General features: G+C 74.4%; 27 protein-coding genes. 10 read left to right on the top strand and 17 right to left on the bottom strand.

Features of this window, described 5'->3' with window-relative positions:
• Positions 1–2 precede the first annotated feature (2 nt).
• The 3 genes from LWC35_RS20970 to LWC35_RS40395 all read right to left on the bottom strand — a co-directional run bounded on the left by LWC35_RS20970 (position 3) and on the right by LWC35_RS40395 (position 2,850).
• Positions 3–974 (bottom strand): alpha-ketoacid dehydrogenase subunit beta, encoded by a 972-nt coding sequence (locus LWC35_RS20970; protein WP_232871873.1) that lies wholly within the window; start codon positions 972–974, stop codon positions 3–5.
• Position 975: 1 nt separating this feature from the next.
• Positions 976–2,190: a pyruvate dehydrogenase (acetyl-transferring) E1 component subunit alpha gene (gene pdhA, locus LWC35_RS20965; RefSeq protein ID WP_232871872.1), complete on the bottom strand. Its 1,215-nt coding sequence runs from the start codon at positions 2,188–2,190 to the stop codon at positions 976–978.
• 321 nt (positions 2,191–2,511) lie between these two features.
• Complete coding sequence (locus LWC35_RS40395) at positions 2,512–2,850, bottom strand: antitoxin (protein WP_308194618.1); 339 nt, start codon at positions 2,848–2,850, stop codon at positions 2,512–2,514.
• 174 nt (positions 2,851–3,024) lie between these two features.
• On the opposite strand from LWC35_RS40395, the gene LWC35_RS20955 reads away from it, so the two are divergent.
• From LWC35_RS20955 to LWC35_RS20940, 4 genes are all read left to right on the top strand, one after another.
• A complete protein-coding gene (locus tag LWC35_RS20955) occupies positions 3,025–3,939 on the top strand; it encodes an ABC transporter substrate-binding protein (protein WP_232871871.1) in 915 nt (304 codons plus the stop codon).
• A gap of 10 nt (positions 3,940–3,949) precedes the next feature.
• Entirely contained in the window at positions 3,950–4,858 is a 909-nt protein-coding gene (locus LWC35_RS20950; protein WP_232871870.1) for an amino acid ABC transporter permease, read from the top strand.
• A complete protein-coding gene (locus tag LWC35_RS20945) occupies positions 4,855–5,616 on the top strand; it encodes an amino acid ABC transporter ATP-binding protein (protein ID WP_269804524.1) in 762 nt (253 codons plus the stop codon). The genes LWC35_RS20950 and LWC35_RS20945 overlap by 4 nt, the downstream gene beginning before the upstream one ends.
• An 81-nt stretch (positions 5,617–5,697) precedes the next feature.
• Entirely contained in the window at positions 5,698–6,558 is an 861-nt protein-coding gene (locus LWC35_RS20940) for a type 2 periplasmic-binding domain-containing protein (protein WP_232871869.1), read from the top strand.
• Positions 6,559–6,622: 64 nt separating this feature from the next.
• On the opposite strand, the gene LWC35_RS20935 is transcribed toward LWC35_RS20940, so the two are convergent.
• Positions 6,623–6,952, bottom strand: coding sequence for a hypothetical protein (locus LWC35_RS20935; RefSeq protein WP_232871868.1), 330 nt, complete (start codon positions 6,950–6,952; stop codon positions 6,623–6,625).
• On the opposite strand from LWC35_RS20935, the gene LWC35_RS20930 reads away from it, so the two are divergent.
• The gene (locus LWC35_RS20930; RefSeq protein ID WP_232871867.1) at positions 6,945–7,169 is read left to right on the top strand and encodes a hypothetical protein; all 225 of its coding nucleotides are present in this window, start codon (positions 6,945–6,947) and stop codon (positions 7,167–7,169) included. The two genes, LWC35_RS20935 and LWC35_RS20930, sit on opposite strands and share 8 nt — an antisense overlap.
• 41 nt (positions 7,170–7,210) lie before the next feature.
• Here the strand turns inward: LWC35_RS20930 and LWC35_RS20925 are convergent, their stop codons facing one another.
• A complete protein-coding gene (locus LWC35_RS20925; RefSeq protein WP_232871866.1) occupies positions 7,211–7,789 on the bottom strand; it encodes a peroxidase-related enzyme in 579 nt (192 codons plus the stop codon).
• 278 nt (positions 7,790–8,067) lie between these two features.
• Between LWC35_RS20925 and LWC35_RS20920 the strand changes: the two genes are divergently transcribed.
• Positions 8,068–8,397, top strand: a complete 330-nt coding sequence (locus tag LWC35_RS20920; protein ID WP_232871865.1) for a DUF3024 domain-containing protein — start codon at positions 8,068–8,070, stop codon at positions 8,395–8,397.
• 10 nt (positions 8,398–8,407) lie between these two features.
• Here the strand turns inward: LWC35_RS20920 and LWC35_RS20915 are convergent, their stop codons facing one another.
• The 6 genes from LWC35_RS20915 to LWC35_RS20890 all read right to left on the bottom strand — a co-directional run bounded on the left by LWC35_RS20915 (position 8,408) and on the right by LWC35_RS20890 (position 16,261).
• On the bottom strand, positions 8,408–10,396 hold the full coding sequence (locus LWC35_RS20915) for a hypothetical protein (RefSeq protein ID WP_232871864.1): 1,989 nt from the start codon (positions 10,394–10,396) through the stop codon (positions 8,408–8,410).
• A 278-nt stretch (positions 10,397–10,674) separates the two neighbouring features.
• On the bottom strand, positions 10,675–12,333 hold the full coding sequence (gene mctP, locus LWC35_RS20910; protein WP_232871863.1) for a monocarboxylate uptake permease MctP: 1,659 nt from the start codon (positions 12,331–12,333) through the stop codon (positions 10,675–10,677).
• A complete protein-coding gene (locus tag LWC35_RS20905) occupies positions 12,330–12,599 on the bottom strand; it encodes a DUF3311 domain-containing protein (RefSeq protein ID WP_232871862.1) in 270 nt (89 codons plus the stop codon). Before LWC35_RS20905 ends, mctP begins: the two co-directional genes overlap by 4 nt.
• Before the next feature lie 206 nt (positions 12,600–12,805).
• Positions 12,806–14,632, bottom strand: a complete 1,827-nt coding sequence (locus LWC35_RS20900; protein ID WP_232871861.1) for a phosphoenolpyruvate carboxykinase (GTP) — start codon at positions 14,630–14,632, stop codon at positions 12,806–12,808.
• A gap of 377 nt (positions 14,633–15,009) precedes the next feature.
• The gene (locus tag LWC35_RS20895) at positions 15,010–15,339 is read right to left on the bottom strand and encodes a hypothetical protein (RefSeq protein ID WP_232871860.1); all 330 of its coding nucleotides are present in this window, start codon (positions 15,337–15,339) and stop codon (positions 15,010–15,012) included.
• A gap of 205 nt (positions 15,340–15,544) precedes the next feature.
• Positions 15,545–16,261 (bottom strand): alpha/beta fold hydrolase, encoded by a 717-nt coding sequence (locus LWC35_RS20890; protein ID WP_232871859.1) that lies wholly within the window; start codon positions 16,259–16,261, stop codon positions 15,545–15,547.
• Between the two features lie 53 nt (positions 16,262–16,314).
• Between LWC35_RS20890 and LWC35_RS20885 the strand changes: the two genes are divergently transcribed.
• Entirely contained in the window at positions 16,315–17,289 is a 975-nt protein-coding gene (locus tag LWC35_RS20885; RefSeq protein ID WP_232871858.1) for a helix-turn-helix transcriptional regulator, read from the top strand.
• Between the two features lie 87 nt (positions 17,290–17,376).
• Here LWC35_RS20885 and LWC35_RS20880 read toward each other — a convergent pair whose 3' ends face one another.
• The gene (locus tag LWC35_RS20880; RefSeq protein ID WP_232871857.1) at positions 17,377–18,948 is read right to left on the bottom strand and encodes an MFS transporter; all 1,572 of its coding nucleotides are present in this window, start codon (positions 18,946–18,948) and stop codon (positions 17,377–17,379) included.
• Between the two features lie 209 nt (positions 18,949–19,157).
• Here LWC35_RS20880 and LWC35_RS20875 point away from each other — a divergent pair, with 209 nt between their 5' ends.
• Positions 19,158–19,706, top strand: coding sequence for a TetR/AcrR family transcriptional regulator (locus tag LWC35_RS20875; RefSeq protein WP_308194617.1), 549 nt, complete (start codon positions 19,158–19,160; stop codon positions 19,704–19,706).
• A gap of 47 nt (positions 19,707–19,753) precedes the next feature.
• A complete protein-coding gene (locus LWC35_RS20870; RefSeq protein WP_232871856.1) occupies positions 19,754–20,572 on the top strand; it encodes an alpha/beta fold hydrolase in 819 nt (272 codons plus the stop codon).
• Positions 20,573–20,575: 3 nt separating this feature from the next.
• Here LWC35_RS20870 and LWC35_RS20865 read toward each other — a convergent pair whose 3' ends face one another.
• From LWC35_RS20865 to LWC35_RS20850, 5 genes are read right to left on the bottom strand one after another with little or no spacing between them, the layout of a single operon-like run.
• Positions 20,576–21,955, bottom strand: a complete 1,380-nt coding sequence (locus tag LWC35_RS20865) for a metallopeptidase TldD-related protein (RefSeq protein WP_232871855.1) — start codon at positions 21,953–21,955, stop codon at positions 20,576–20,578.
• Positions 21,952–22,341, bottom strand: a complete 390-nt coding sequence (locus LWC35_RS41020; protein WP_372463075.1) for a metallopeptidase TldD-related protein — start codon at positions 22,339–22,341, stop codon at positions 21,952–21,954. Before LWC35_RS41020 ends, LWC35_RS20865 begins: the two co-directional genes overlap by 4 nt.
• Entirely contained in the window at positions 22,284–23,504 is a 1,221-nt protein-coding gene (locus LWC35_RS20860) for a TldD/PmbA family protein (protein WP_372463074.1), read from the bottom strand. Before LWC35_RS20860 ends, LWC35_RS41020 begins: the two co-directional genes overlap by 58 nt.
• 53 nt (positions 23,505–23,557) lie before the next feature.
• On the bottom strand, positions 23,558–23,875 hold the full coding sequence (locus LWC35_RS20855) for a hypothetical protein (protein WP_232871854.1): 318 nt from the start codon (positions 23,873–23,875) through the stop codon (positions 23,558–23,560).
• Complete coding sequence (locus LWC35_RS20850) at positions 23,865–24,716, bottom strand: hypothetical protein (RefSeq protein WP_232871853.1); 852 nt, start codon at positions 24,714–24,716, stop codon at positions 23,865–23,867. Before LWC35_RS20850 ends, LWC35_RS20855 begins: the two co-directional genes overlap by 11 nt.
• A gap of 317 nt (positions 24,717–25,033) precedes the next feature.
• Here LWC35_RS20850 and LWC35_RS40390 point away from each other — a divergent pair.
• On the top strand, positions 25,034–25,619 hold a 586-nt coding region (locus LWC35_RS40390), incomplete at its 3' end, for a PH domain-containing protein (RefSeq protein ID WP_232871852.1).

Raw genomic sequence — 25,619 nt, 5'->3', positions numbered from 1 at the left:
GCTCACCATCCCAGGGCGCGGTCGACGCCGTCGAGCACGCGGTCGAGGTCGGGCAGGTAGTCGTCCTCGCACTTGGAGGGCGGGTAGGGGGTGTCGAAGCCGGTCACCCGCAGCACGGGCGCCTCCAGCGAGTGGAAGCACTCCTCCTGCACGCGGGCGGCGACCTCGGAGGTCACCGAGGCCTCGGACGGCGCCTCGGACACCACGACGAGCCGGCCGGTGCGGCGCACCGAGGAGAAGACCGGGCCGAGGTCCAGCGGGGAGAGCGAGCGCAGGTCGATCACCTCGACGTCGGTGCCCTCGGCCTCCGCGGCCGCCGCGGCCTCCAGGCAGGTCTTCACCAACGGGCCGTAGCAGGCGACGGTCACGTCGGCGCCGGACCGCACGACCCGCGAGGAGAACAGCGGGGCGGGCTCGGTCTCGGAGACCTCGCCCTTCTCCCAGTACCGCCGCTTGGGCTCGAAGAAGATCACCGGGTCGTCGCTGGCGATCGCCTGGCGGATCATCCAGTGGGCGTCGTCGGGGTTCGAGCAGGCGACCACCTTGAGCCCGGCGACGTGCGCGAACAGCGACTCGGGCGACTCGCTGTGGTGCTCGACGGCGCCGATCCCACCGCCGAACGGGATCCGGACGACCACCGGCATCGGGACCCGGCCCTGGGAGCGGAACCGCACCTTGGCCAGCTGGGAGACGATCTGGTCGTAGCCGGGGAAGACGAACCCGTCGAACTGGATCTCGCAGACGGGGCGGAAGCCGCGGATCGCGAGGCCCACGGCGGTGCCGATGATCCCGCTCTCGGACAGCGGGGTGTCGAGCACGCGCTGCTCGCCGAAGTCCTTGGCGAGCCCGTCCGTCACCCGGAAGACGCCGCCGAGCTTGCCGACGTCCTCGCCCATCACCAGGACCTTCGGGTCCAGCTCCATCGCCGCGCGCAGCCCGGAGTTGAGCGCCTTGGCGAGCGTCATCGTGGTCATCTCACACTCCTCCGATGCGCGGGCCCGCGAGCGACCCTTCGGTCTCGAAAGACGCGTGGTACTCGAGATAAGCCTGCTTCTGCGCCTCCAGCTGCGGCGACAGCTCGGCGTAGACCTCGGAGAACATCCGGTCCGGCCCCGGGTCCGGCATGGCGAGGCAGAAGGCGCGGAACCGGGCGGCGAGCTCGTCCGACTCGGCCTGCACCCCGTCGAAGAAGTCCTGCTGCACCCCGTGCTCGCGCACCAGGTTCACGCGCACCCGCTCGATCGGGTCCTTGAGCTTCCAGAGCTCGAGCTCGTCGGCGAGCCGGTAGCGCGAGGGGTCGTCCGACGTCGTGTGCGCGTCCATCCGGTAGGTGAACGCCTCGATCAGCACGGGCCCGTTGCCGGTGCGGCACTCCTCCAGGGCCCAGCGCGTGACGGCGAGACAGGCCAGGACGTCGTTGCCGTCGACCCGCACGCCGGGGAAGCCGTAGCCGCGGGCCCGCTGGAAGAGCGGCACCCGGGTCTGGCGCTCGAGCGGCACCGAGATCGCCCACTGGTTGTTCTGGCAGTAGAAGACGACCGGCGCGTCGTAGGCGGCCGCCCAGACGAAGCCCTCGTGGACGTCGCCCTGGCTGGTGGCGCCGTCGCCGAAGAAGCACATCGTGGCCTCGGCGTCGGGCCCGTCGCCGACCTTCCCCTCGAACTTCTGCCCCATCGCGTAACCGGTGGCGTTGAGGCACTGGTTGCCGATGACGATCGTGTACAGGTGGAAGCGGGCCGCGATCGGGTCCCACGAGCCGTGGTCGGTCCCGCGGAAGATGCCCAGCAGGTCCGTCGGGTCGATCCCGCGGCACCAGGCGACGCCGTGCTCGCGGTAGCTCGGGAAGATCATGTCGCGCGGGGTGGCCGCGCGGCCGGCGCCGACCTGCGCCGCCTCCTGGCCCAGCAACGGCACCCAGATGCCGAGCTGGCCCTGGCGCTGCAGGGCGTTGCCCTCGCGGTCGATGCGACGGACCAGGACCATGTCGCGGTAGAAGCCCTGCAGTTCCTCGCGGCCGACGTCGGCGGCCCAGGAGCCGAACCGGTCGTCGGACACCCGCTGCCCCTCCGGGGTGAGCAGCTGGACGAGCTCGGCGCCGCCCTCGTCGGTGCCGTGCAGTCCGGACAGGACGTGTTCGCGGGTCGGTACGGATCGGGGATCGGTCGGGACCCAGCTCTGTGGACGGGACACGCGTTCCTCCTCGTGCTCACGGCACGCGGGTCCGTGCTGTGCCACACCGCCCCGCGGACCGGCGGACGCCCGCGGCGGACCACTCGGGTGTGTGGGCCGCCCCACGCCGGACGTCCTGTGAGGCTGATAGTGGCACGGCTCGCACCCCGAGGGGGATCGCGAGATCCCACAGCCGGTGCCGCCGCCCCGTGCGTGGGGCCACAGCTCCGTTCGGCGTCCGATGCTCGGATCCCGGAGCGCCGACCACGGAGCGCGGCACCCGGGGACGACGACGGCCCGGCCACCCGCGAGGGTGACCGGGCCGCTCGGTCCCGTCCGGCGTCAGGCGCCGCGGTAGGGGGCGGTGGGCGGTTCCTGCCCGTACCCCTGCTGCCCCGGGCCCTGCCGGTCCGTCGGCCGGCCGGGGTGCCCGTAGCCCTGGTTCCGGTCCTGGATGCCCGCCACGCCCTTGGCCTTCTGCGCGACGCCCTGGATCTGCCCGGAGTACTTGCCCTTCGTCTGCTTGTCGACGAACTGGGCGGCCTGGTCCAGGAACTTGCCGGCCTGCTCCGGGTTCTTCCTCGCGTAGCGGCGCGCCGCCTCGGCGGCACCCGCCAGCACACCGAGCTTCCTGATCATGCCGGCCATGCACTTCCTCCCGTCGTGTCCGGTGTCGTCCACCGTCCGCTCCACACCGACAACGGTCGGTGACATGCCCTGGTTCCCGCGCGGCGGCGGGCATAACCATGTGTACGTCGGGTAACGGACGATCGTTCCGGGATGTCCTGACGGCGTCCGGGTGGCAGCATCCCGACGACCGCGCCACCCGGCGCGGACCGATGAGGAGGTGCCGGCGTGTCCGCGCGAACCCGAACCATCCCCGCTGCGCTGGCGGCGGCGGCCCTCGCCGTCGTGCTGGCGGGCTGCGGCTCCGGCGGCTCCGGCGCAGGCTCCGGCGGCGCCGCGGCGAGCTCCGCTCCCGCGATCCCCACGCCGACGAAGGACGACGCGCTGGCCGCCATGGTGCCCGCCTCGATCTCCGCCGACGGCAAGCTCGTCTTCGGCACCGACGCCTCGTACCCGCCGAACGAGTTCACCGACACCGACGGCAGCACCATCATCGGGATGGACGTGGACCTGGGCACCGCCATCGCGCAGAAGCTCGGGCTGCAGGCCGAGTTCCAGAACAGCCAGTTCTCCGGGATCATCCCCGGCATCGACGGCGCCCGGTACGAGGCCGGCATGTCGTCCTTCTCGATCACCCCGGACCGCACGGCGACCGTCGACATGGTCAGCTACTTCACGGCGGGCACGAGCCTCGCGGTGAAGGCCGGCAACCCGGACGGGCTGACCCCCGACAACCTCTGCGGCAAGGCGATCGGTGTGCAGGCCGGCACCACGCAGGCGGAGGAGGTCAGCACCCGCAACCAGGACTGCCAGGCGAAGGGTCAGCCGCCGCTGCAGGTCACGGAGCTGCAGCAGCAGACGGACGTCACGCTCGCGCTCACCTCGTCGCGCATCGTCGGCATGCTCGCCGACTCCCCGGTCGCCGCGTACGCCGTGACCACCACGAACAAGGCCGTCGAGGTCGTCGGCCAGCCCTACGACACCGCCCCCTACGGCGTGGTGATCAAGAAGGGCCAGGACAAGTACGCCCAGGCCGTCCAGGGCGCCATCCAGTCGCTGATGGACGACGGCACCTACAAGGCCGTCCTCGACAAGTGGAACGTCGCGAACGGGGCCATCCCGACCTCGCAGATCAACGCCTGAGCAGCCCCGGATGACCGTACGGCCCGACCGTCCCGAACCCATGAACGCCGTCCCGGTCCGGCACCCGGGACGGTGGGTCGCCGTCGCCGTGCTGGCCGTGCTGGCCGCCATGCTGGTCCACACGGTCGTGACCAACGACGGCTTCGGCTGGCCCGTCGTCGGCGACTACCTGTTCTCCCCGCCCGTGCTCAACGGCCTGAAGAACACGCTGATCCTCACGATCCTGTCGATGGCGATCGGCATCGTCGGCGGCGTCCTGCTCGCCGTCATGCGGCTGTCGCCGAACTGGATCCTCAGCGCGGTCGCCGCCGTCTACATCTGGGTGTTCCGCGGCACCCCGCTGATCGCCCAGCTGCTGTTCTGGAACTTCCTGTCGGCGCTGTACCCGCGGCTGTCGCTGGGGGTCCCGTTCGGGCCGGAGTTCGTCTCGTTCGACACGAACCAGCTGATCAACCAGTTCGCGGCGTGCCTGCTCGGCCTCGGGCTCAACGAGGCCGCGTACATGGCCGAGATCGTGCGCGGCGGCATCGCCTCGGTCGAGCACGGGCAGACCGAGGCCGCCGGCGCGCTGGGCATGTCCCGGGCGCAGACGCTGCGCCGCATCGTGCTGCCGCAGGCGATGCGGGTGATCATCCCGCCGACCGGCAACGAGACCATCTCCATGCTGAAGACCTCGTCGCTCGTCGTCGTGATCGGGTACTTCGAGCTGCTCACGTCCGTGCAGCGGATCTACTCGGTCAACTTCCAGACCATCCCGCTGCTCATCGTCGCGGCGCTCTGGTACCTGGCGCTGACGTCGATCCTGTCCGTCGGGCAGGGCTTCATCGAGCGGCGCTACGGGCGCGGGCTGCAGACCGGCCCGCCGGGACCGTCGCTGCTGGGGTTCCTGCGCCGGTCGCCGGAGGAGCGTGCCGCATGACGCCCATGGTCGAGGCCCTCGGCATCCACAAGAGCTTCGGCGCCACCCGCGTGCTGCGCGGCGTGGACCTGGTCGTGCAGCCCGGCGAGGTGAGCTGCGTGATCGGACCGTCCGGCTCCGGCAAGTCCACGCTGCTGCGCTGCATCAACCACCTGGAGCGGATCGACTCCGGGCGGCTGCGGGTCGACGGGCACCTCGTCGGGTACCGGGAGCGCAACGGGAAGCTCTACGAGATGCGCGAGTCCGAGGTCGCGCACCAGCGCCGCGACATCGGCATGGTCTTCCAGCGGTTCAACCTCTTCCCGCACAAGACGGCGATCGAGAACGTCATGGAGGCGCCGGTCGTCGTGCGCCGCCAGGACAAGGCCGCGGCGCGGGCCCGGGCCGTCGAGCTGCTCGACCGGGTCGGGCTGGCCGACCGCCGGGACAACTACCCCGCCCAGCTCTCCGGCGGGCAGCAGCAGCGCGTCGCCATCGCGCGGGCGCTGGCCATGTCGCCGCGGCTCATGCTGTTCGACGAGCCGACCTCGGCGCTCGACCCCGAGCTCGTCGGCGAGGTGCTCGACGTCATGCGCGGGCTCGCGCGCGAGGGCATGACGATGGTCGTGGTCACCCACGAGATGGGCTTCGCCCGCGAGGTGGGCGACGCACTCGTGTTCATGGACGAGGGCGTGGTCGTGGAGCACGGGGCACCGCGCGAGGTGCTGGGCAACCCGCAGCACGAGCGGACGAGGTCGTTCCTGTCGAAGGTGCTGTAGCCCCTCGGCCGGGGCCGTCCCGGGAAGCGGGCGAAGCACCCGAATCGGGCGGCGACCAGGCCGGGTGACACGATCGTGGGCATGCGCACCCGAGGACTGACCCGGCTCGTCGGGGCCGTACTGGCGGCCGGGGCGCTGCTCGTGGGCGCCGTCGGGTGTGCGACCACCCCCGCACCGCCCGTCGGCGTCGTCCAGCAGCCGCTGCCGGAGGTGGCGGCGGACCCGGCTCTGGTCGCCCTGCTGCCGGCCACGCTGCAGGGCGGCACGCTGCGGGTCGCCGTACCCGGGGTGGCCGGGCCGGCGAGCGGTCCCGAGCAGGAGCTCGGCGCCGCCCTCGCCGCGCGGCTCGGGCTGCGGGCGCTGCCCGACGGCGTGTCCGCGACCGCGCTGCCGCGGGCGCTGGTCGGCGGCCGGCACGACATCGGGATCCTCCCCGTCCCGGTCGCGCAGGCCCCGCCGGGCGGCAGCGTGCTGCCGTGGCTGGCGGCCCGCACCGCGATCGTCACGCCGCCCGGGAACCCCGACCGCGTCGAGCCGACCACGCTCTGCGGGCACCGCATCGGCGTCGTCGCCGGCTCGGCGCAGCACGCGGCGGTGACGGAGGACAACCTGCACTGCGCCGACAACCGGCGGCCGGAGATCGAGATCGTGCCGGTCGGCGGGGCCGAGGACGCCACCCGGCGGCTGCTCGCGGACCGGCTCGAGGCGTTCGTCGCCGACGCCCCGGCGGCCGGGCACGCCGTCGTCCTCGGGCAGGGGAAGCTGGCGATGCCGGGCACCCCGTACGGCGAGGGCACCGCGGGGATGATCGTGGAGAACCGCGCCACGCCGGCCGTGCGGGCCGCCCTGGCGTCGCTCGTCGCCGACGGCACCTACGCCGCGATCCTCGACCGCTGGCTGCTCGGCGACCTCGCGGTCGACGGCGCCGCCGTGCGGTCGTGACGCATTCGTGACCGATTCGTCCTGATCCCGTGGCCACCCCGGCCTTCGCCGGTGCTCGTCCTCGTCAGTCCTGACGAAGATCGCCCCGACGTCGTTGCACGCGGTCCGGGTCCGACGATCCACGGTCCGTGATCCGCTCGCGCCTCCTTCTCCTCCCGGTCCTCGCCGGCGCCCTGCTCGTCGCGGGGTGCGGCTCCTCGACGGCCACCCCGGTGTCGTACGCCACCGCGCCGACCACGGGCCCCGCCCCGACGACCACCACGCCGGTGCCGACCACCACCACGCCCGCGCCGACGACCCCCGTCGCCGTGGCCGCGGCCCCGGTGGCCGCGCCGACGACCCGCGCCACCACCCGTCCGCCGGCACCGCGGACCACCGTGGTCCGCGTGGCCACCCCGACGACCCGCCCGCCGGCCCGGACCACGACGACGGCCGCCCGGGCCGCGTCGAACTGCGACCCGAACTACTCCGGCTGCGTGCCCGTCGACTCCGACGTGGACTGCGCGGGCGGCAGCGGCAACGGGCCCTCGTACGTCCGCGGGCCCGTGCGGGTGACCGGGACCGACATCTACGGGCTCGACGCCGACAAGGACGGCCTCGGCTGCGAGTGAAGCGGCTGCCGGTCGGGGCCGGCAGGGGCCGGTCGGCGCGATCAGCGGGGCAGGCGGCCCATCAGGAAGAACTCCGGGTTGGGCCGCAGCGCGGTCAGGTGCGCCATGCGGTTCGAGAGGGCGAAGAGCGCGGTGATGGCGCCGACGTCCCAGATCTCGTCGTCCGTGAGGCCGGCGGCACGGGCGTCGTCGAGCTCGGCCTCGGTGAGCGCGGCGGAGTCGGTGGCGACCAGCAGCGCGAGGTCCACGATGGCCCGCTCGCGCCGGCTCAGCTCGACCGCGTACGGGTTCGTCGCGACCCGGTCGGCGATCTCGGCGTCCTTCGCGCGGATCCGCAGGATCGCACCGTGCGCCACCACGCAGTAGGTGCAGTGGTTGGCGCCCGACGTGGCGACCACGATCAGCTCGCGCTCCGCCTTGCTCAGCCCGTCGTCGGAGTCCATGAGCGCGTCGTGGTAGTCGAGGAAGGCGCGCAGCTCCCGGGGGCGCCTGGCCAGGGCGCGGAAGACGTTGGGCACGAACCCGGACTTCTCGGCGATCGCCCCGATCCGCTCCCGGAGGTCCCCGGGCATGTCCTCCAGCTCCACGTGCCCGAACCGGCTCACCGCGTGCTCTCCCATGGCCGTGACCGTACCTCCGCCCCGCTCGCCCGCACACGCGTCCGCCGGCCTGCCGGGGGCTCGCGCACGGGCGAGCCCCGTCCATGATCACCGGGTGGGACCTCTGCGAGCCGGATGTGGCGGCGTCCGGTCCCGAACGGCGATCAGCGGCGCGGACGAGCCGTCCGCCGCGGAGATCGCCGGCTGCGGCACGGTTGGGCGCGGGGGAGGTCACCGGAGGGGAACATCCCGGGTCCGGACCTTCCCCGGCGGACGCGCAAACGTCATCATCTGCGGGCATGGGGGTGTCCGAGGAGATCCGTACCCGGTTGTCCGACTGGTGCGCGGACTGCCTGTCCGCCGAGGAGCGCGAGCACCGCCGCGTCGCCTACACGACCGTGGGCGACCACATCACGATCCTCGACCGCCGCCCGCCCGCGTTCCCCGAGCTGGGCGCGGTGTGGTCGTCGACCCCGCTCGCGCAGCTGCGCAACGAGCGCGGGAGCGGGCGCTGGGTGCTCTACATCCCGACGAGCTCCGGCGACCGCTGGGAGCGTCAGGAGCCGTCGGCCGACGATCCCTTCGTGCTGCTCGACCGCATCCGGTCGGCCCTGCGCGCGGCGGGCTGAGCGACCGCCCTCAGGCGCCCGCCTGCTCCCGCCGCGGCGCCTCGGGCCGGCGGGCGGTGGGCAGCCGCATCACCCGGCCGCCGGGGTCGGGCGGGCGCGGCGGGGCGACGACCGGGGCCTCGGCCCGCTGCAGCGCCCCCAGGACGGTCGCGCCGCCGTCGGCGGGGTGGGCGTCGGGGCCCGCGACGGCGAGGAGCCGCGGTGCCGCCGCGGCGACCAGCAGTCGCTCGACCGAGAGCTCCGCGGCGTCGAGCACCACGATCGCGTCGAGCACGTCGTCGGCCGGCAGCCGGGACAGCAGCGACTCCAGCGGCACGCTCCAGACGAACCCGCGCCCGTCGGCGAACGCCCGCGCCGCCTCCGGGTCCTCGGCGCGGAGCCGGGCCAGCAGCGCGTCGCAGCGGGCCTGGTCGGCGACCTCCCGGCGGGTGGGCTCCAGCGCGGCGAGGGCGGCCTCGTAGGCCTCGGCGTCGCGCGCCCGCAACGCCTCGACGGCCGCGCGGTGCCCGGCGCTGAGCTCCGCGGCCGCTCCCGACCCGGCCAGCCCGTCGGCGATCGCGTCGAGCCGGGCCGCCGCCTCGGGCGCGGACCCGTGCTCGGCGACGTCGAGGATCCCCGCGGCCACCTGCTCGGCGGCCGCCAGGTCCGGCACGGCGATGGGCGAGCTGGGGTGCAGGAACAGGACGTCGTGGCGGAGCTGCCCGACGGCCCGTGCCGCCTCGTCGACGCGGCCCAGCCCCGCGACGAGCGCGCGCAGGTCCCCGACGTCGTCGGGCGTCGGGATGCCGAGCGTGCGGCACCCCTCGTCGACCGCGGTGAGCCGGCCCGCGAGCTCGACGTGCAGCACGGCCGCGTGCACCGACCGCGCGTCGGCCGGGACCTCTCCGCCCACCCGGATCAGGTCGAGCACCGGCTGTACCTCGCGCTGCACGCCGTTGCGGAAGCGCCGGCGGGCACGGCCGCCGGAGTCGAGGAACTCGCGGTAGTCGACGAGCAGCTCGTGCGCGTGGGCGGGCAGCCCGCCCGCGAGCGTGACGAGCGGGAGGTCGCGCGAGCGGTCGGCGATCCCGAGGGCCTCGGCGGCGGCCGCGCGCACCGTGTCGAACACCGGCCGGTGCCGGGAGTGCACGAGGTCGGCGAGCAGCGGCCGGGCCCAGGAGTCCTCGCCGGCGTCGAGCGCGTCGAGCGCGGCGCGCACCGCGCGGGCGACCTCGGTGACCGCGGCGAGCCGCGGCTCGGCGAGCGCGGTGAGGACGTCCCGGAGCAGGTCCGGTCCGCCGGCGCGCGCCCGCCCGGACCCGTCGGCGTGGGCGCACAACGCCCGGATCTCGTCGGCCGGCGGGAACGCGGGCGGCGGCGGGAGCTGGCGCCGGGAGTGGTCCCGACGGGCGGGCGTGGCCGTGGCCAGGAGCAGCCGCAGCTCGCGCTGCTCGGGCCCGGTGAGCGCGGGCAACCGGTCCACGGTGGGGGTGACGGCGTCGAGCCGGGCCAGGTCGGCCGCCGTCACGGCGACCCGCATGCCCGCCCGGGCCAGGTCGTCGACCGCGGCGGCGATCTCCACCGGGCGGTGCCCCTCGAGGACCAGCAACGACTCGGTGCGCACGGCCGCGACGACGTCCGTGAGCGGGGCCGGGCTCTCCGCGGCGGTGCGCTGCCGCGGCACCATCGAGGGGGGCACCATCGAGGGGGCGGTCCCCGCAGCCGTCTCGGCCCCCGCGAGGGCCTCCGCGAGCCGGCGCAGCCCGGCCGGCGCGGCGCCGGCCTCCATCCGGGCGCGGATCTGCTCGGCCGCGGCGAGGGTGGCGGCGTCGGCAGGTGGCGGGCCCGCGGGTCCCGGGCTGCCGGCGGGGTCCGTCCCGTCCGGCGCAGGAGCGGACGCCGCCTCGTCGGCGGCCCGATCGGCCAGCAGCTCCACCAGGCCGCCCAGGGGGCCGCTCTCGCGCCCACGCGCATCACCGGCGCGCGGGCGCGGATCGAGGCCGCCGGCACCCTCCTCCACGGGCTCCTCCTCCGGCCCAGCCTGCCGCCCGGTACCCGCCGTCGGCAGGTGGCGGACCACACGTCGGATCTCCGCCATCACTCACCTCCCGCCGCCGCCGTTCCCGGCGGTCACCGGGGGTATCGCTCGCGCGGCCACGATGTTCCACCCCGGTGGTGTCGTCCTGCAACACGTACGGGGCCGGCCGGTCACGCAGGGCACTCGTTCGGCCGCACGACCGCGGGGTGGCGGCCGGCCGGGCGCCGGGCCTTCCCCCGACGGCCGTCACCGCGCCAGGGTCACTGCGTGAGCACGTCCGCCACCGGACGGAGCCGCTTCGAGCCCTCGTCGGCGTGGTAGTCCCCGCCCCGCGTGGCGTCGACGCCGTTGCCGACCTTGAGCGCGTGCAGCACCGCGGACACGACGACGGCCACCACCAGGTTGAGGACCAGCGCGACGAAGCCCACGTAGATCTGGACCTGCGAGCCGGCGAACGGGTGCCAGCCGAAGACCGTCAGCTTGTCCAGGGTGAGCGCGGAGCCGCCGAAGTGCGCCTTGTTCGCCGCGGGGTTCGGGATGAGGTAGAGCAGGTACATCCCGTACGCCATGCCGACGAGCCAGCTCGCCACCAGCGCCCAGCGGTGCAGCCAGCGGGTGTAGAGCGCGATCGCGACGGCCGGCAGCGTCTGCAGGATGATCACGCCGCCGATGAGCTGCAGGTCGATGGAGAACTGCGGGTCGACGAACAGCACGAACGCCACCGCCCCGAACTTGACGACGAGCGAGGCCAGCTTGGCCTGCCGTGCCTCCTGGTGCGGCGTGGCGGAGCGGTGGAGGTACTCCTTGTAGATGTTGCGCGTCCACAGGTTGGCGGCCGCGATCGACATGATCGCCGCGGGCACCAGGGCCCCGATCCCGATGGCCGCGAAGGCGATGCCGGCGAACCAGCTCGGGAACTGGCCGTCGAACAGCACGGGGATGATCGTGTTGGTGTCGGGCCGCCCGGTCGCGTTGTTCGTGATCGGCTTCGAGCCCGCGGCGATCGCGACGTAGCCGAGCAGCGCCAGCAGACCGAGCAGCAGCGAGTACGCCGGCAGCGCCACCATGTTCCGCTTGAGCACGTCGCGCCCGCGCGAGGCGAGCACGCCGGTGAGCGAGTGCGGGTAGAGGAACAGCGCGAGCGCCGAGCCCAGCGCCAGGGTGATGTACTGCAGCTGGTTGTTGCCGGTCAGCAGGATCGAGCCCGCCGGCTTGCCGGTGGCCGGGCTCGGCTGGGCCAGCTTGTCCGAGGCCGCGCCGAAGATCGCCGACCAGCCGCCGAACTTCGCGGGCAGGTAGATCACGGCGACCAGGATGACCAGGTAGATCAGGATGTCCTTGACGAACGCGATCAGCGCCGGCGCCCGCAGCCCCGACTGGTACGTGTAGACCGCCAGGATCACGAACGCCACCAGCAGCGGCAGGTGCCCGGCGATGCCGGTGCCGTTGAGCCCCATGGTCCGCAGCACGGCCTCGAGGCCGACGAGCTGCAGCGCGATGTAGGGCATCGTGGCCACGATGCCGGTGATCGCCACGAGGAAGGCCAGCAGCGAGCTGCCGTAGCGGCCGCGCACGAAGTCCGCCGGCGTCACGTAGCCGTGGACGCGCGACACCGACCACATCCGCAGCACCGGCAGGAAGACGATCGGGTACAGCACCACGGTGTAGGGCAGCGCGTAGAAGCCGAGCGCGCCGGCGCCGAACATCAGCGCGGGCACCGCGACGAAGGTGTAGGCCGTGTAGAGGTCGCCGCCGACGAGGAACCAGGTGATCCACGAGCCGAACTTGCGGCCGCCCAGGCCCCACTCGTCGAGGTGGTTCAGCGCCCCGCCCCGCTGCCAACGTGAGGCGACGAAGCCCATCACCGTCACCACGAGGAACAGGACGACGAAGACGGACAGCTGCACCCACTGGATCATCGCCGGGCCCCCTCGTCGAGGTCGTCGACGCGCTCGTCGACGTCGGGCGCGTACTCGCCGTCGCCCTTCGTCCGCAGGTAGACGAGCAGCACGCACACCACGCCCACCGGCACCCACAGGAACTGGGACCAGTAGAAGAACGGCATCCCGAACACCACCGGGTCGGTGCTGTTGAACCACGGCGTGACGAGCATCAGCAGCGGGACCAGGAGGAGCAGGTTCCACGGGCTCCAGCGGAACCCGGACCTTTCCTTGTGTGCAGCCATGACTCCCCGATTCGATCGACGGCGATCAGCAGGCGCCTCGTCCTCCGCCCGGAAGCGGCCTCGGACGCGCGCATCCTAGGTCGGCCGTGCGGAGATCGCCGGACCACGCGCCGACGACGCGATCACGGCACCCGGACGGGACCCGCCGCGCACGGCGACGGCCCGCCCCGGGGTGTCCGGGACGGGCCGTCGACGCGGGTGCGAACCTACATGCCCAGGCGCTGCTTGAGGTTCTCGAGCTCGTCGCGCATCGAGGTGGGCAGCTTGTGGCCGACCTTGGCGAACCACTCCTCGATGAGCGGGATCTCCTGCTTCCACTCCTCGGGGTCGACCTCGAGCGCGGCGGCGACGTCCTCGGCGGTGGCGTCGACGCCCTCGAGGTCCATCTGGTCCGGCGTCGGCACGTAGCCGATCGGGGTCTCGGCCGCGGCGGCCTTGCCCTCGATCCGCTCGATGACCCACTTCAGCACGCGGCTGTTCTCGCCGAAGCCCGGCCACAGGAAGCGGCCGTCCTCGCCGCGGCGGAACCAGTTGACGTAGAAGATCCGCGGCAGCTTGCCGGCGTCGGCACCCTTGCCGACGTTCACCCAGTGCTGGAAGTAGTCGCCGACGTTGTAGCCGAGGAACGGCAGCATGGCCATCGGGTCGCGGCGCACCTGGCCGAGCCCGCCGGTCGCGGCGGCGGTCTTCTCCGACGACATCGTGGCGCCCATGAAGGTGCCGTGCTGCCAGTCGCGGGCCTCGGTCACCAGCGGGACCGTGGTCTTGCGGCGGCCGCCGAACAGGATCGCCGAGATCGGCACGCCCTGCGGGTCCTGCCACTCCGGCGCGACGACCGGGCACTGCGAGATCGGCACGGTGTAGCGGGAGTTCGGGTGCGCGGCGTCCGTCCCGGACTCGGGCGTCCAGTCGTTGCCCTTCCAGTCCGTGAGGTGCTGCGGCTCGCCCTCGAGGCCCTCCCACCAGACGTCGCCGTCGTCCGTGAGCGCGACGTTGGTGAAGATCGCGTTCCCGGCCTCGATGGTGCGCATCGCGTTCGGGTTGGTCTTCCAGTTCGTGCCCGGCGCGACGCCGAAGAAGCCGAACTCGGGGTTGACCGCGTACAGCCGGCCGTCCTCGCCGAAGCGCATCCAGGCGATGTCGTCGCCGACGGTCTCGGCCCGCCAGCCGGGGACGGTCGGCTGCAGCATCGCCAGGTTGGTCTTGCCGCAGGCCGACGGGAAGGCGGCCGCGACGTAGTAGGCCTTCTCCTCCGGGCTGATCAGCTTGAGGATCAGCATGTGCTCGGCCAGCCAGCCCTCGTCGTGCGCGATGGCGGAGGCGATCCGCAGCGCGTAGCACTTCTTGCCCAGCAGCGCGTTGCCGCCGTAGCCGGAGCCGAAGGACCAGATCTCCCGGGTCTCCGGGAAGTGGGTGATGTACTTCGTCTCGTTGCACGGCCAGGGCACGTCCTGCTGCCCCGGCTCGAGGGGCGCACCGACCGAGTGCACCGCCGGGACGAACTTCTCGCCTGCGGGGCCGTCCAGCAGCGGCAGCACCGAGGCGCCCATCCGGGTCATGATCTTCATCGAGACCACGACGTACTCGGAGTCGGTGATCTCGACGCCCAGCATGGGCTCCTCGGCGTCGAGCGGGCCCATGCAGAAGGGCACCACGTACATCGTGCGGCCGCGCATGCAGCCGCGGAAGAGACCGCGCAGCGTCTCCTTCATCTCGGCCGGGTCGGCCCAGTTGTTCGTCGGTCCGGCGCCCTCCTCGGTGGCCGAACAGATGAAGGTGCGCTCCTCGACCCGCGCGACGTCGTTCGGGTCGGAGGCGGCGTAGAAGCTGTTGGGCTTCTTCTCCTCGTTCAGCTTGACGAAGGTGCCCGCCTCGACGAGCCGGCTCGTCATCCGGTCCCACTCGGCCTCGGACCCGTCGCACCAGACGACGGCCTCCGGCGTCGTCAACTCCGCGATCTCACGCACCCACGACAGCAGGCGCGCGTTGGTCGTGGGCGCATCGTCGATGCCTGGGACGGTCGCTGCGGTCATGGTGAGTCTCCTAGCCTGGCCGGCCCCCGTTCCCCGGCCGGGGAATGCTGGCAGGGCCTCGCCTGGTCGGGACGAGGCCTGTAACGGGGAAAGATGACTACGGAGGTTACCGGTACGGCCCTGTTCCACACATCGATGCGAACTGTCGATTGACTCACAACACCGATCATGGAATCGATACAGTTTGTGCTGACAAATCTGCTCACCACCGCATTCGCGGAGGATCCGGGCAGTCGGCGACGTGCGCGCGGCCCCTCACCGCCGGGCCCGTGGTTCAGCGGTGCGACGCCGGCATGACGCACGTGTGAAATCGAGCGCAGGGCTTATGAATTCGAAAAGCGCAACCATGCCCGGCGGAACAGCAATTCCCGGCCCCTTCAGGCGCTGCGCAACACACCCGCGCGCGCCGGGCGGCCGGTCGGCCGGGAGGGAGTGCCGGCGATCGCCGGGAGCAGGATCGGGAGCCGGTGCGCCTGCACCTGCCAGAACCGCGTCTCGGGCTCGCCGGCCCGCCACGCGTCGGCCAGCCGGGCGGCCGCCTCGGGGTCGGTGACCCGCCGTGGGCGGGGCCGCATGCCGCACCGGGCGCGGATCTCCGCGTCCAGCGCGCGCCAGGCCGCCTCCGCCGACGAGAACACCTGCACGTCGGCCGGGCCGTCCTCGTCGCCCACGACCAGGGTGTACGCGCTCACAGCGTCCAGGGACACGGTCCGACCTCCTCGCACTCGCCGGCCGCGGCGTCGGTGGCGCGGTGCAGCTCGTTGACTTCGCCCGACCCGAGGCTCAACGGACATGGTGCGGACCGGGTACGGCTTCAGCGGCGCGACGCGCCGGGCGGGCGTCCCGGTACGACGAGGGAATGCGCCGAACGGCGTTTGCGCACAGGGCGAGCGGGGAACCTCCGGCGCTCGCTCAGGCCGGGTCGCCGAGCCGGCCCAGCAGCCGGGCCAGCGCCGCGGGCTCGCTGAGCATCGGCCAGTGTCCGGTCGGGAGCTCGGTGAAGGACCAGTCCGGGCCGGCCATCTCCGCGAAGGCCGGCACCCCCGCCGCGATCAGCTGGCGGGCCCGGTCCTCGGTGAAGCTGCACGCCACCACGGTCTTCGGCAGCGTCGGATCGGGGGCGCCGCGACGCACGCCGGTGAGGATCACACCGGCGGGCTCGGCGAGCGCGCGGGCGCGCAGGTCGGCGAACGCCTCGTCGTCCAGGCCCGCGGTGCTCGTGCCCAGCTGCGCGAACTCGGCGCGGGTGGGCATCGGCTGCACCCCGCCGTGCTCGGCGAGCCGCGCCCGGATCCACGCCTGCCCCTCCGGAGGGTTGAAGTCGACCTGGGCGACCCCGTCGGGGAGCGGGCCGGTGTCGACGAACACGAGCCGCCGGACCCGCTCGCGCGCCCGCTCGGCCGCGGCCGCGCAGACCGGCCCGCCGCCACTGTGCCCCACCAGTACGGCCGGCCCCGCCTTCTCCAGGACCTGAAGCACGTCGTCGACATGGCTCTCCGCCGTCGCGTCCGGCTCGTGGCCCAGCTCCACCGCGTAGACCTCGTGGCCCGCGGCGCGCAGGTCCGCGGCCACCGCGTCCCACGCCCACGCACCCAACCAGAACCCCGGGACCAGCACGTACGTCGTCATGCGGGAAACGGTAGGGCCGATACAGGGCGGAAACGGTCCTGTTTACTCGGGGGATGTCGGCCGGTCGCGTACTCGCGCTCCTCGAGCTCCTCCAGGCCCGGCCCGGGCTGACCGGACCGGAGCTGGCCGGGCGGCTGGAGGTCGACGTCCGGACCGTCCGCCGGTACGTCGCCGCCCTGGAGGGGCTCGGGGTGCCGGTCGTCGCGGAGCGCGGGCGGTACGGCGGCTACCGGCTCCTGCCCGGGTACAAGCTCCCGCCGCTCATGCTGTCCGGCGACGAGGCCGTCGCCGTGGTGCTCGGGCTGCTGGCCGCCGAGCGCACCGGGATGCACGCGGCCGCGCCCGCGGTGGCGAGCGCGCGGGCGAAGGTGGAGCGGGTGCTGCCCGCCGAGCTCCGGGACCGGGTCGCCGCCGTCGCCGGCACGCTCGGCTTCACCACGGCCGCCCGCGACGGCACCGCCCCGGCCGCCGACGTCCTGCTCGCCCTCGGCGAGGCGGTGCGGGACCGACGGCGGGTACGGCTGGACTACCGCTCCTGGCGGGGCGAGGAGAGCACCCGCGAGCTGGACCCCTACGGGCTCGTGTTCCACTCCGGACGGTGGTACGTGACCGGCCACGACCACCGCCGCGGGGCGGTGCGGACCTTCCGGCTCGACCGGGTCGCGCGGGTCGGGCCGCCCGGCGCCGGGTTCGTCGCGCCGGAGGGCTTCGACCCGGTGGCCCACGTCGTGGCCGGGCTGGCGGGGGTGCCCTACCGGTTCGAGGTGGAGGTCCTGGTGCAGGGCCCGCCCGACGACGTCGCCCGCCGCTGGCCGGCCTGGCTCGGCGCCGTCGAGCCCCATCCCGGCGGTGCGCTGCTGCGCGCCCGGGCCGAGGACCCGGACGGGATGGCCCGCGCCCTCGCCGGTCTCGCCTGGCGGTTCACCGTGCTGCGGCCCGACGAGGTGCGCGAGGCGGTGGCGCGGCTCGCCGCCCGCCTCGCCGAGGACGCGCTCGACCCCGCTCCCGGCCGCAGTACGGATCCCTGACGCGTTCGAACCCCGCTCCCGGCCGCAGTATGGATCCTCGACGCGTTCGAACCCCGCTCCTGAGCGCAGTATGGATCCCTACTGCGGTCAGGAGCGGCGGCGCAGGCCCAGCACCACGGTGAGCGCCACCAGCAGCAGGGCGGCCGTGCCCACCCCGGCGGTGACGTCGACGCCGAGGGAGAAGGCCGTCCGCGCCGAGCCGAGCAGGGCGTCCGCGGCAGGGCCGGGCAGGCCGGCAGCCACGTCGACCGCGCCGCCCAGGGTCTGGCGGGCGGTCTCCGACGCCTCGCTGCCGAGCGCCACCCCAGGCGCGGCCTCCGCCGGTACCTCCACCGCCGCCCGGTAGACCGCGCTCAGCACGCTGCCCAGGACCGCCGTGCCGAGCACCGCACCCAGCTCGTAGGCGGTCTCGCCGACCGCCGAGGCCGCCCCGGCCCGATCGGCGGGCGCGGCGGCGAGGATCGCGTCGTTCGTGATCGTCTCGGACAGGCCGATACCGGCGCCGATGAGCACCGCGGCGAGCAGGAGCAGCGTCTCCGCGGAGCCGACGCCGAGGCGGGTGCAGAGCACGTAGCCCGCAGCCGCGAGGACGAGACCGGCGGGCACCAGCACCCGCAGCGGGAACCGCCTGGCCAGGCCCGCCGCGCCGAGTCCGGCGAGGATCGTCGCGACCATCCCCGGGACCAGCACCAGACCGGCTTCCAGCGGCGAGCGGCCCAGCACCAGCTGCAGGTACTGCGCGGCGAAGAACAGCAGCCCGGTGAGCGCGAACATCGTGGTCGCGTTGGCGAGCACCGACACCCGCACCACGGGCGAGGCGAACAGGCCGAGGTCGATCAGCGGCGTGCGACCGCGGTGGGGCAGCGCCCGGCAGCGCCGGACGAACAGCACACCGGCCGTCACGCCGACGGCCAGCTCGACGACGGACGCGGCGGTGAACCCGCGTTCGCCGATCGTGTGGATCGCGAGGACGGCCGGCACGGTGGCCAGCATCGACAGGGCGACGCCGCCGAGGTCCCGGCGGCCCGGGTGGGCCATCCGCGACTCGGGCAGCACCAGGGGCGCCGCGAGCAGCACCAGCACCGCGACCGGCACGTTGACCAGGAAGACCGAGCCCCACCAGAAGTGCTCGAGCAGCAGGGCGCCGACGATCGGGCCGAGCGCGGCGCCCGCGGCGAAGGCGGTCGCCCAGATCGCAAGCGCGAGCCGCCGCCGGGTGCGGTCGACGAAGACCGTGCGCAGGATCGCCAGCACCGAGGGCATCAGCATCGCGCCGAAGAAGCCCAGCGCGGCACGCGCGGCGACGAGGTGCGCCCCGTCCGCCGCGAGGGCCGCCAGCAGGGACACCGCGCCGAAGCCGGCGATGCCGACGAGCAGCAGCCGGCGGCGCCCGATCCGGTCGCCCAGCCCGCCCATCGCGATCAGCAGGCCAGCCAGGACCAGCGGGTAGACGTCGACGATCCACAGCAGGGTCGGGGCGTCGGGGCGCAGCGCGCGGCTGATCGCGGGCAGGGCGAAGCCCAGCACCGTGTTGTCCACGGCGACCAGCAGCGTGGGGAGGAAGAGCACGGCGAGCGCGAGCCAGTCCCGCACGCCCGCCCGGGCGGGGACGTCCGAGGGGGAGCGCGTGGCCGGCGGGGTGGTCCGGGTGACGGTCATGGCGTGCGGGTCCTTGCAGCTTCCGGTGGCGCCCGCGGGCGCGGATCGGGGTGGGGATGGCTGTACCGTCCGGACGGTACAGCTACACCGTCCAGACGGTACAGTGCGCTCAACGGCCGGGTCCAGCGGCGCATTCCGCTGGTGAGCGGCCTCACCGGGCGGCGGCCGCCGGGGTCCTGGCGTCGGGATGCGGTCGGTAGGGTCCGGATGTGCCGAGCGCCCGCGACCGCGTCCTGGACGCCTACGAGACGCTGCTCGTCGAGCAGGGCCCCGCGGGCGCCACGCTCGACGCCGTCGCCGCCGCCGCCGAGGTGTCGAAGGGCGGCCTGCTGTACCACTTCGGGTCCAAGGAGGCGCTCGCCGAGGGCCTGCTCCAGCGGCTGCGCGAGCGCAGCGCGGCGGACGTCGAGCACATGCGCGCGGACCCGGGCGGCGCCGTGGCGTACTACCTCCAGACCTCCGTCCCGGGCGCGGCCTCGCCGGTCGGGTTGACCCGCACCTACCTCGCCGCGCTGCGCATCGCCGACGGCAGCGCCACCGGCGAGGCCACGCGCCGCGCCCTCGCCGACGTCGACGCCCAGGGGCTCGCCGCGCTGCGCACCGAGGTCCCGGATCCCGTCCTGTCATGGCTGGTGCAGCTCGTCGGCGACGGGCTGTACCTCCGGACCCTCACCGGCGCCCCGCTCACCGGCGACGTCGGCGTCGACGCACTCGTCGCCCGGCTGCGTGAGATGTTGATCTCGACCTCACGGGGCTAACGCCGGCTCCCCTCCCGCCGAATCCCCGGCCCGGGAGGACGAATCGGATGGTGCTGGTGCGACGCGGGGTCGTCGACGTGGACGTGGACCGGGTGGGCGCGGGCCCGCCGGTCGTGCTGCTGGGGTCGATCGCGGGCGGGCGCCGGGTGTGGGACCCGGTCGCCGACGCGCTGCTGGACCGCTACCGGGTGCTGACGCTGGACCTGCACGGCCACGGTGCGACGCCGCCGTGGCCGGGGGACCGCCCGCAGACCCTGTCCGACCAGGTCCGGCTCGTGCACGCGGTGACCGCGGGCAGCAGCGAGCGGCTCGGGCTGGTCGGGCACTCGTTCGGCGGGGCCGTCGCGATGCGCGCCGCCGTCGAGCTGGGCGAGCGGGTCCGGGCCCTCGTGCTCGTCGAGCCCACGCCCTTCGCGCTGCTCGCCCGGGCCGGCCGCGACGACCTGTTCGACGCCGTGTGCGCCTCGCGGGACCGGTTGCGGGCCGAGCTCGCGGCGGGGCGCCCGGACGAGGCCGCCCGCGAGTTCACCGACCACTGGCTCGGGCCGGGCGTGTGGGACGGGCTGTCCGCCGAGCGCCGCGCCGCCGTCCTCGAGGGACTCCGACCCCGGCTCGCCGAGTTCGACGCGATGACCGACCCGGGGCTCACCCTCGCCGAGGTCGCGACCGCCGACACACCCACGCTGCTGATCCACTCGCGGGACCCCTCGGAGCCGGTGCGGGCACTCGTCGACGTGCTCGCCGAGGCCCGGCCGGACTGGGAGTGCGTGACCCTGCCGGGGGCGGGCCGGTGGGCGCCGCTCACCGGGGCCGAGGAGCTCGCGCCGGCGATCGGCGCGTTCCTGGACCGGCACCTGGGCCGGTGATCCTCACTTCCCGAGCGACACCGACGACATCCGGAAGTCCGGGATCCGCATCGCGGGCATCCGCGCGCGGGTGAACCAGTCCTTCCACTCCCGTGGCAGCGCCGGCTCGGTGCGCCCGACCTCCGTCGCGCGCCGGAGCATGTCCAGCGGCGAGTAGTTGAACCGGAAGTTGTGGTCGACCTCGGCGGTGACCTCGCCGCCCTCCACCAGGTACACCCCGTCCCTGGTCAGCCCGGTGAGCAGCAGCGTCGCCGGGTCGACCTCGCGGATGTACCAGAGGCAGGTGAGCAGCAGGCCGCGTTCCGTGCGCGCGACCATCTCGTCGAGCGTGGCGGCTGAGCCGCCGGTGAGCAGCATGTTGTCGCCGGGCGGGGTGAAGGTCGTCCCGAACTCGGCCGCCTCCGCCCGGGAGTAGACGAGTTCGTCGACCATCCCCTCGCGGATCCAGTCGACCCGGCGGGTCGGGGCGCCGTTGTCGAACACGCTGACCCCGCCGCCGGAGCTCGACGTGATCACCACGGGCTCGTACTCCAGGCCCGGCGCGGCCGGGTCGGAGTACAGGGTGAGCGGAAGGTCGGTGAGCCGCTCGCCGACCCCCGCCTTGCCCGTGAACGCGCTGTGCCCCTCCTGCGCCGCACGGCCCTCCATGGACCAGCCCGCGTAGACGAGCATGTCGGAGACGGCCGACGGCGGCATCACGGTCTCGTAGCGGCCGGGCTCCAGCCGGACCTTCCGCGCGCCCCACGCCAGCCGCTGCGCGGCCTCGGCGGCCAGCGCCCGGACGTCGACGTCGGTGAAGTCGGTGGTCGCCGTGCCGGTCCAGGCCGAGGAGTCCGCGTCCTTGACGTTCAGCTCGACCGACCCCGTGGGCTGGACCCAGCGGCGGCGGACGCCGGTGGAGGTGCCGAGCCAGGTCGTCGTGAGGGAGTGGTCGGCGAACCCGAACTGGCGCAACGGCCCGGCCAGGACCTCGGCGAGGCCGGCGGCCAGGTCGGTGTAGACCGCGATCGAGGTCGCGGCGGCCGGCTCGGCCCAGCCCGGGTCGGCGTCGCCGGTCGGCTCGGGCAGCGGCGCGGCGTCGCGCGAGGGCCCGGCGTCGCGGGCGCTGCGCTCGGCCGCGGCGACGAGGTCCGCCAGCCGCTGCGGCGCGGTGATCTGCTCGCCCGACGACACGGTGCCGGCCGCGGTCCCGCCCGGCACGTCCACGACGGCGATCACGGTGACCCGGGACGAGGTGGTGTGCCCGTTGGTCGTCATCGTGGAGTTTGCCCAGCGGAGCACGGCCTCGCTGGTCTCCGAGACGATCACGACACAGCCGGTGAGGTGGGCCGCCGCCGCGAGCGTCCGTTCGACCGTCTCCTGCGGAGTGAGCACGCCGGTCACTCGCCCTCCTCCCGGGTGTTGAGCACGGTCACGCCGCGGAACAGCGCGCTCGGGCAGCCGTGGCTGACCGGCGCGATCTGCCCGGGCTGGGCCTTGCCGCAGTTCATCGCCCCGCCGAGCCGCCACGTCGAGGGCCCCCCGACGGCCGCGAGCGCACCCCAGAAGTCCGTCGTGGTGGCCTGGTAGGCGACGTCGCGCAGCTGCCCGGCGAGCCGGCCGTGCTCGATCCGGAAGAAGCGCTGGCCGGTGAACTGGAAGTTGTAGCGCTGCATGTCGATCGACCACGACCGGTCGCCGACGACGTAGATCCCGCGCTCGACGCCCGCGATCAGCTCGTCGGTCGTGGTGTCGCGTACCGGGTCCGGCTGCAGCGAGACGTTGGCCATCCGCTGGATCGGGACGTGGTGCGGGGAGTCGGCGTAGGCGCAGCCGTTGGAGCGTTCGAGGCCGAGCGGGGGGCGAAGGTCCGGTCGAGCTGGTAGCCCACGAGCGTGCCGCCGCGGACGAGGTCCCACTCCGAGGTGGCGACGCCGTCGTCGTCGAACCCGATGGTGGACAGCCCGTGCGGGACGGTCCGGTCGCCGGTCACGTGCATGTGCATGTGCTCGGAGCCGTAGCGCAGCGTGCCGAGCTGGTCCGGGGTGGCGAACGAGCCGCCGGCGTAGGCGGCCTCGTAGCCGATCGCGCGGTCGTACTCGGTGGCGTGGCCGACCGACTCGTGGATCGTCAGCCACAGGTTCGTCGGGTCGATCACCAGGTCGTAGGCGCCCGGCTCGACCGACGGCGCCTTCGTCTTCTCCGCCAACAGCTCCGGGAGCCGGGCGAGCTCCGCCTCCCAGTCGTACGAGGTGCCGGTGAGGTACTCCCAGCCGCGCCCGGCCGGCGGGGCGAGGGTGCGCATCGACTCGAAGGTTCCGGCGCCGGGGTCGACGCTGGTGGCGCTCAGCCCCGGCTCGATGCGGACGCGCTGCTGCAGCGTGGTGGTGCCGGCGAGGTCGGCGTAGAACTTGCACTCCCGCACCTGCGTGACCGACGCCTGGACGTGGTCGATCCCGTCGGCCGCCAGCAGCCGCTGCGACCAGTCGGTGAGCAGCTCCACCTTCTCGCGGGTGGGCACCGTGAAGGGGTCGACGTCGTAGGCGGACACCCAGATCGCGTTCGGGTACACCGGCTCGTCGGCCCGCTCGACCCGCTCCAGCGCGACCGGCGCCAGGGTCCGCGCCACCGCCACCGCCCGCTCCGCCGCGGCGCTCGCCGCCTGCACGGTCAGCTCGACGTGCGAGGCGAAGCCCCACACGCCGTCGACGAGCACGCGGACCGCGAGACCGGTGGTGACGCCGTCCGACACGCCCTCGACGGTCCCGTCGCGCAAGGAGATCCGCTGCGACACCACGCGTTCGACGCGGAGGTCGGCGTGGTGCGCGCCCAGCAGCATGGCCCGGCTCAGCGCGGCCCCGGCGAGGGCCTGCAGCGGGAGCGACCGGAACTCGGGGTCGACGGCGTCGACGGGATCGCTCCCCGGGAGGAAGGGAGCTGGATCGGGGGCCACGGCGCAGAACCTATCCCGCGCCGGGGAGGGGCGCGACAGGTCCGCGGGACCGCTCAGGGATCGGCGAACCAGGTCCACGGCGCCCACCAGTGCACCTCGGCCCGTGCGTCCACAGTGGGTGGACCTGCCCGGCCGCCGAGGGTGGCGGCGCCGAGGCGGAGCACCTGGTCGGCGAGGCCGTCGCCGTCGAAGTCGATGTGCAGCAGGAGGTCCGGCCCGTCGACGACGACGGCGGAGTCGGCGAGACCGTCGGCGTCCGTGTCGAGGCCGTCGGCGCCGACGGCGACGCGGGTCGGTGCGGGCCCCAGGGGTTCGGGCCGCACCGGGGCGTCGACATCGGGATGGGCGTCCGGATCGGGGTCAGGGCGCATCCCGGCCTCCGAGGGAGCGCAGCTCCGCGCCGAGCGTGGTGCGGCGCTCGGCGGCGGTGCGGTCGAGCAGCTCGGTGGCCCGTCGCTCGAGGTCGATCAGCAAGGCGGACAAGGCCGAGACCGTCGCCGCCTCGGCGTCGCGCAGCGCCGTGTCCAGCCAGTACCCCCACCGCTCGCGGTCGACGACCGCCCGCCGGTGCCGCGCGAGCAGGGCCACGGCCGCCGCCGCGACCCCGAGGGCCAGCGGGAGCAGGGCTCGCCCACCCGCCACCGACAGCCCGAGCGCCGGCGCGCCGGCGACGAGCACCAGCACGAGGCGCACGGCGCCGGCACCGGATCCGGCCCGCAGCACCGCGTCGAGCCGGCCGGGCCGCCCCGGAGGCACGGGCAGCTCGCCGACCGCCGCCGGAGCGGCCGGAACCGCCGCCGTGGGGGCCCGCGGGATCAGCTCGCCCGGCAACGGGAGCGGTCCGAGCATCCGGCCGGCGGCCCGCCGCACCGCGGCCTCGGCCTCCCCGCCGGCCCGGGCGAGGAGCGTGGCCGACGCGCGCGCGATCGCGGGGCCCAGCACGTCCGGCAACGACGAGCGCGGCCCGCTGATCCACGGGGCGCTCAGGGTGCGCAGATCACGAAGTGCCGCCGTGAGATCGGCCGTCGCGCGCAGCCGGACCAGGGCGAGGTCGCCGCGCAGCCGGGCCCGGTGCCGTCCGTCGACCTCGGCCAGGGCGGCGGCGAGCTCGGACCGCCTGGCGCGCAACGCCTCGGCGTGCCGACGGGCGAGGGGAGACGGAACGCAGGGCGCAGCGGGGGCGGCGGCCGGGAGGGCGGCGGTCGTGGTCACGGGCCCGAGCCTCGCCGACCGGGGTCCCGGTACGGGCCGCATCGGGCGAAACCCTTCACGCCCGTGAACGCGCCGGCCGGGTCGTCCGGCGTTCACCCCCACCGGGTGGTCCCGCGTCGGCGCCCGCGGGCCCCGACGACACGCCCCGGCCCCTCCCGCCTGCACGAGTTCCCCCCGATCGCACCCCGCCCCTCGCCCACGGGCCGCCGGTGCGTCAGAGTGGAGCGTCGAGGGAGAGCACGGACGAGCGGGCGAGCACGGACCAGACGCGACCGGGGGGAAACGATCGTGTGCCGACGGCATGGGGGAGCGGGCCGGTGAGGCCCGGCGCGTCCCCCGGAGCCGGCCTCGCCCCCGAGCTCGCCGGGACCCCCGACCTGGAGCCCGACCCGTCCGGCTGGACCGGCCTGGACCAGCGCTGCGTCCCGGTCGCGGGGGTGCTGACCACCGTCACGGTCGCCGTCCTGGGCGCGACGGCCGTGGTCGCCGTCGCGGCCCGCGAGCCCGAGCTCGCCGGCCCGGTCGCGCTGTGGACGCTGACCGTCGCGCTGCTGCTGGTCGGACTCGCCGTCGCGACCTCCTACGCCCGCTGGCGCTGCTCGCGGTACCGGATCACCCCGGACCGGGTGGAGCTGCGCACCGGCGTGATCGTGCGGCGGGCGCGCAGCATGGCGATCGAGCGTGTCCGGACCGTCGACGTGGCCGCGGGTCCGGTCCTGCGGGCGTTCGGCCTGGTCACCCTGCGGGTCGGCACGGGCCAGCAGCGCGGGCGCGGCGAGGCGACGCTGCGGCTGCGCCCGGTCGAGCGGATGGAGGCCGACCGGCTGCGCACGCTGCTGCTCGACCGGATGCGGTCCGCGGGCGGCCCCCCCTCGAGCCAGACGGCGGACGCACAGGCCGGCT

Source organism: Pseudonocardia kujensis, assembly GCF_021283305.1.
Taxonomy (GTDB): domain Bacteria; phylum Actinomycetota; class Actinomycetes; order Mycobacteriales; family Pseudonocardiaceae; genus Pseudonocardia; species Pseudonocardia kujensis.
The sequence above is the reverse complement of the archived record's forward strand: the minus strand, read 5'-3'. Positions and strand labels throughout refer to the sequence as shown.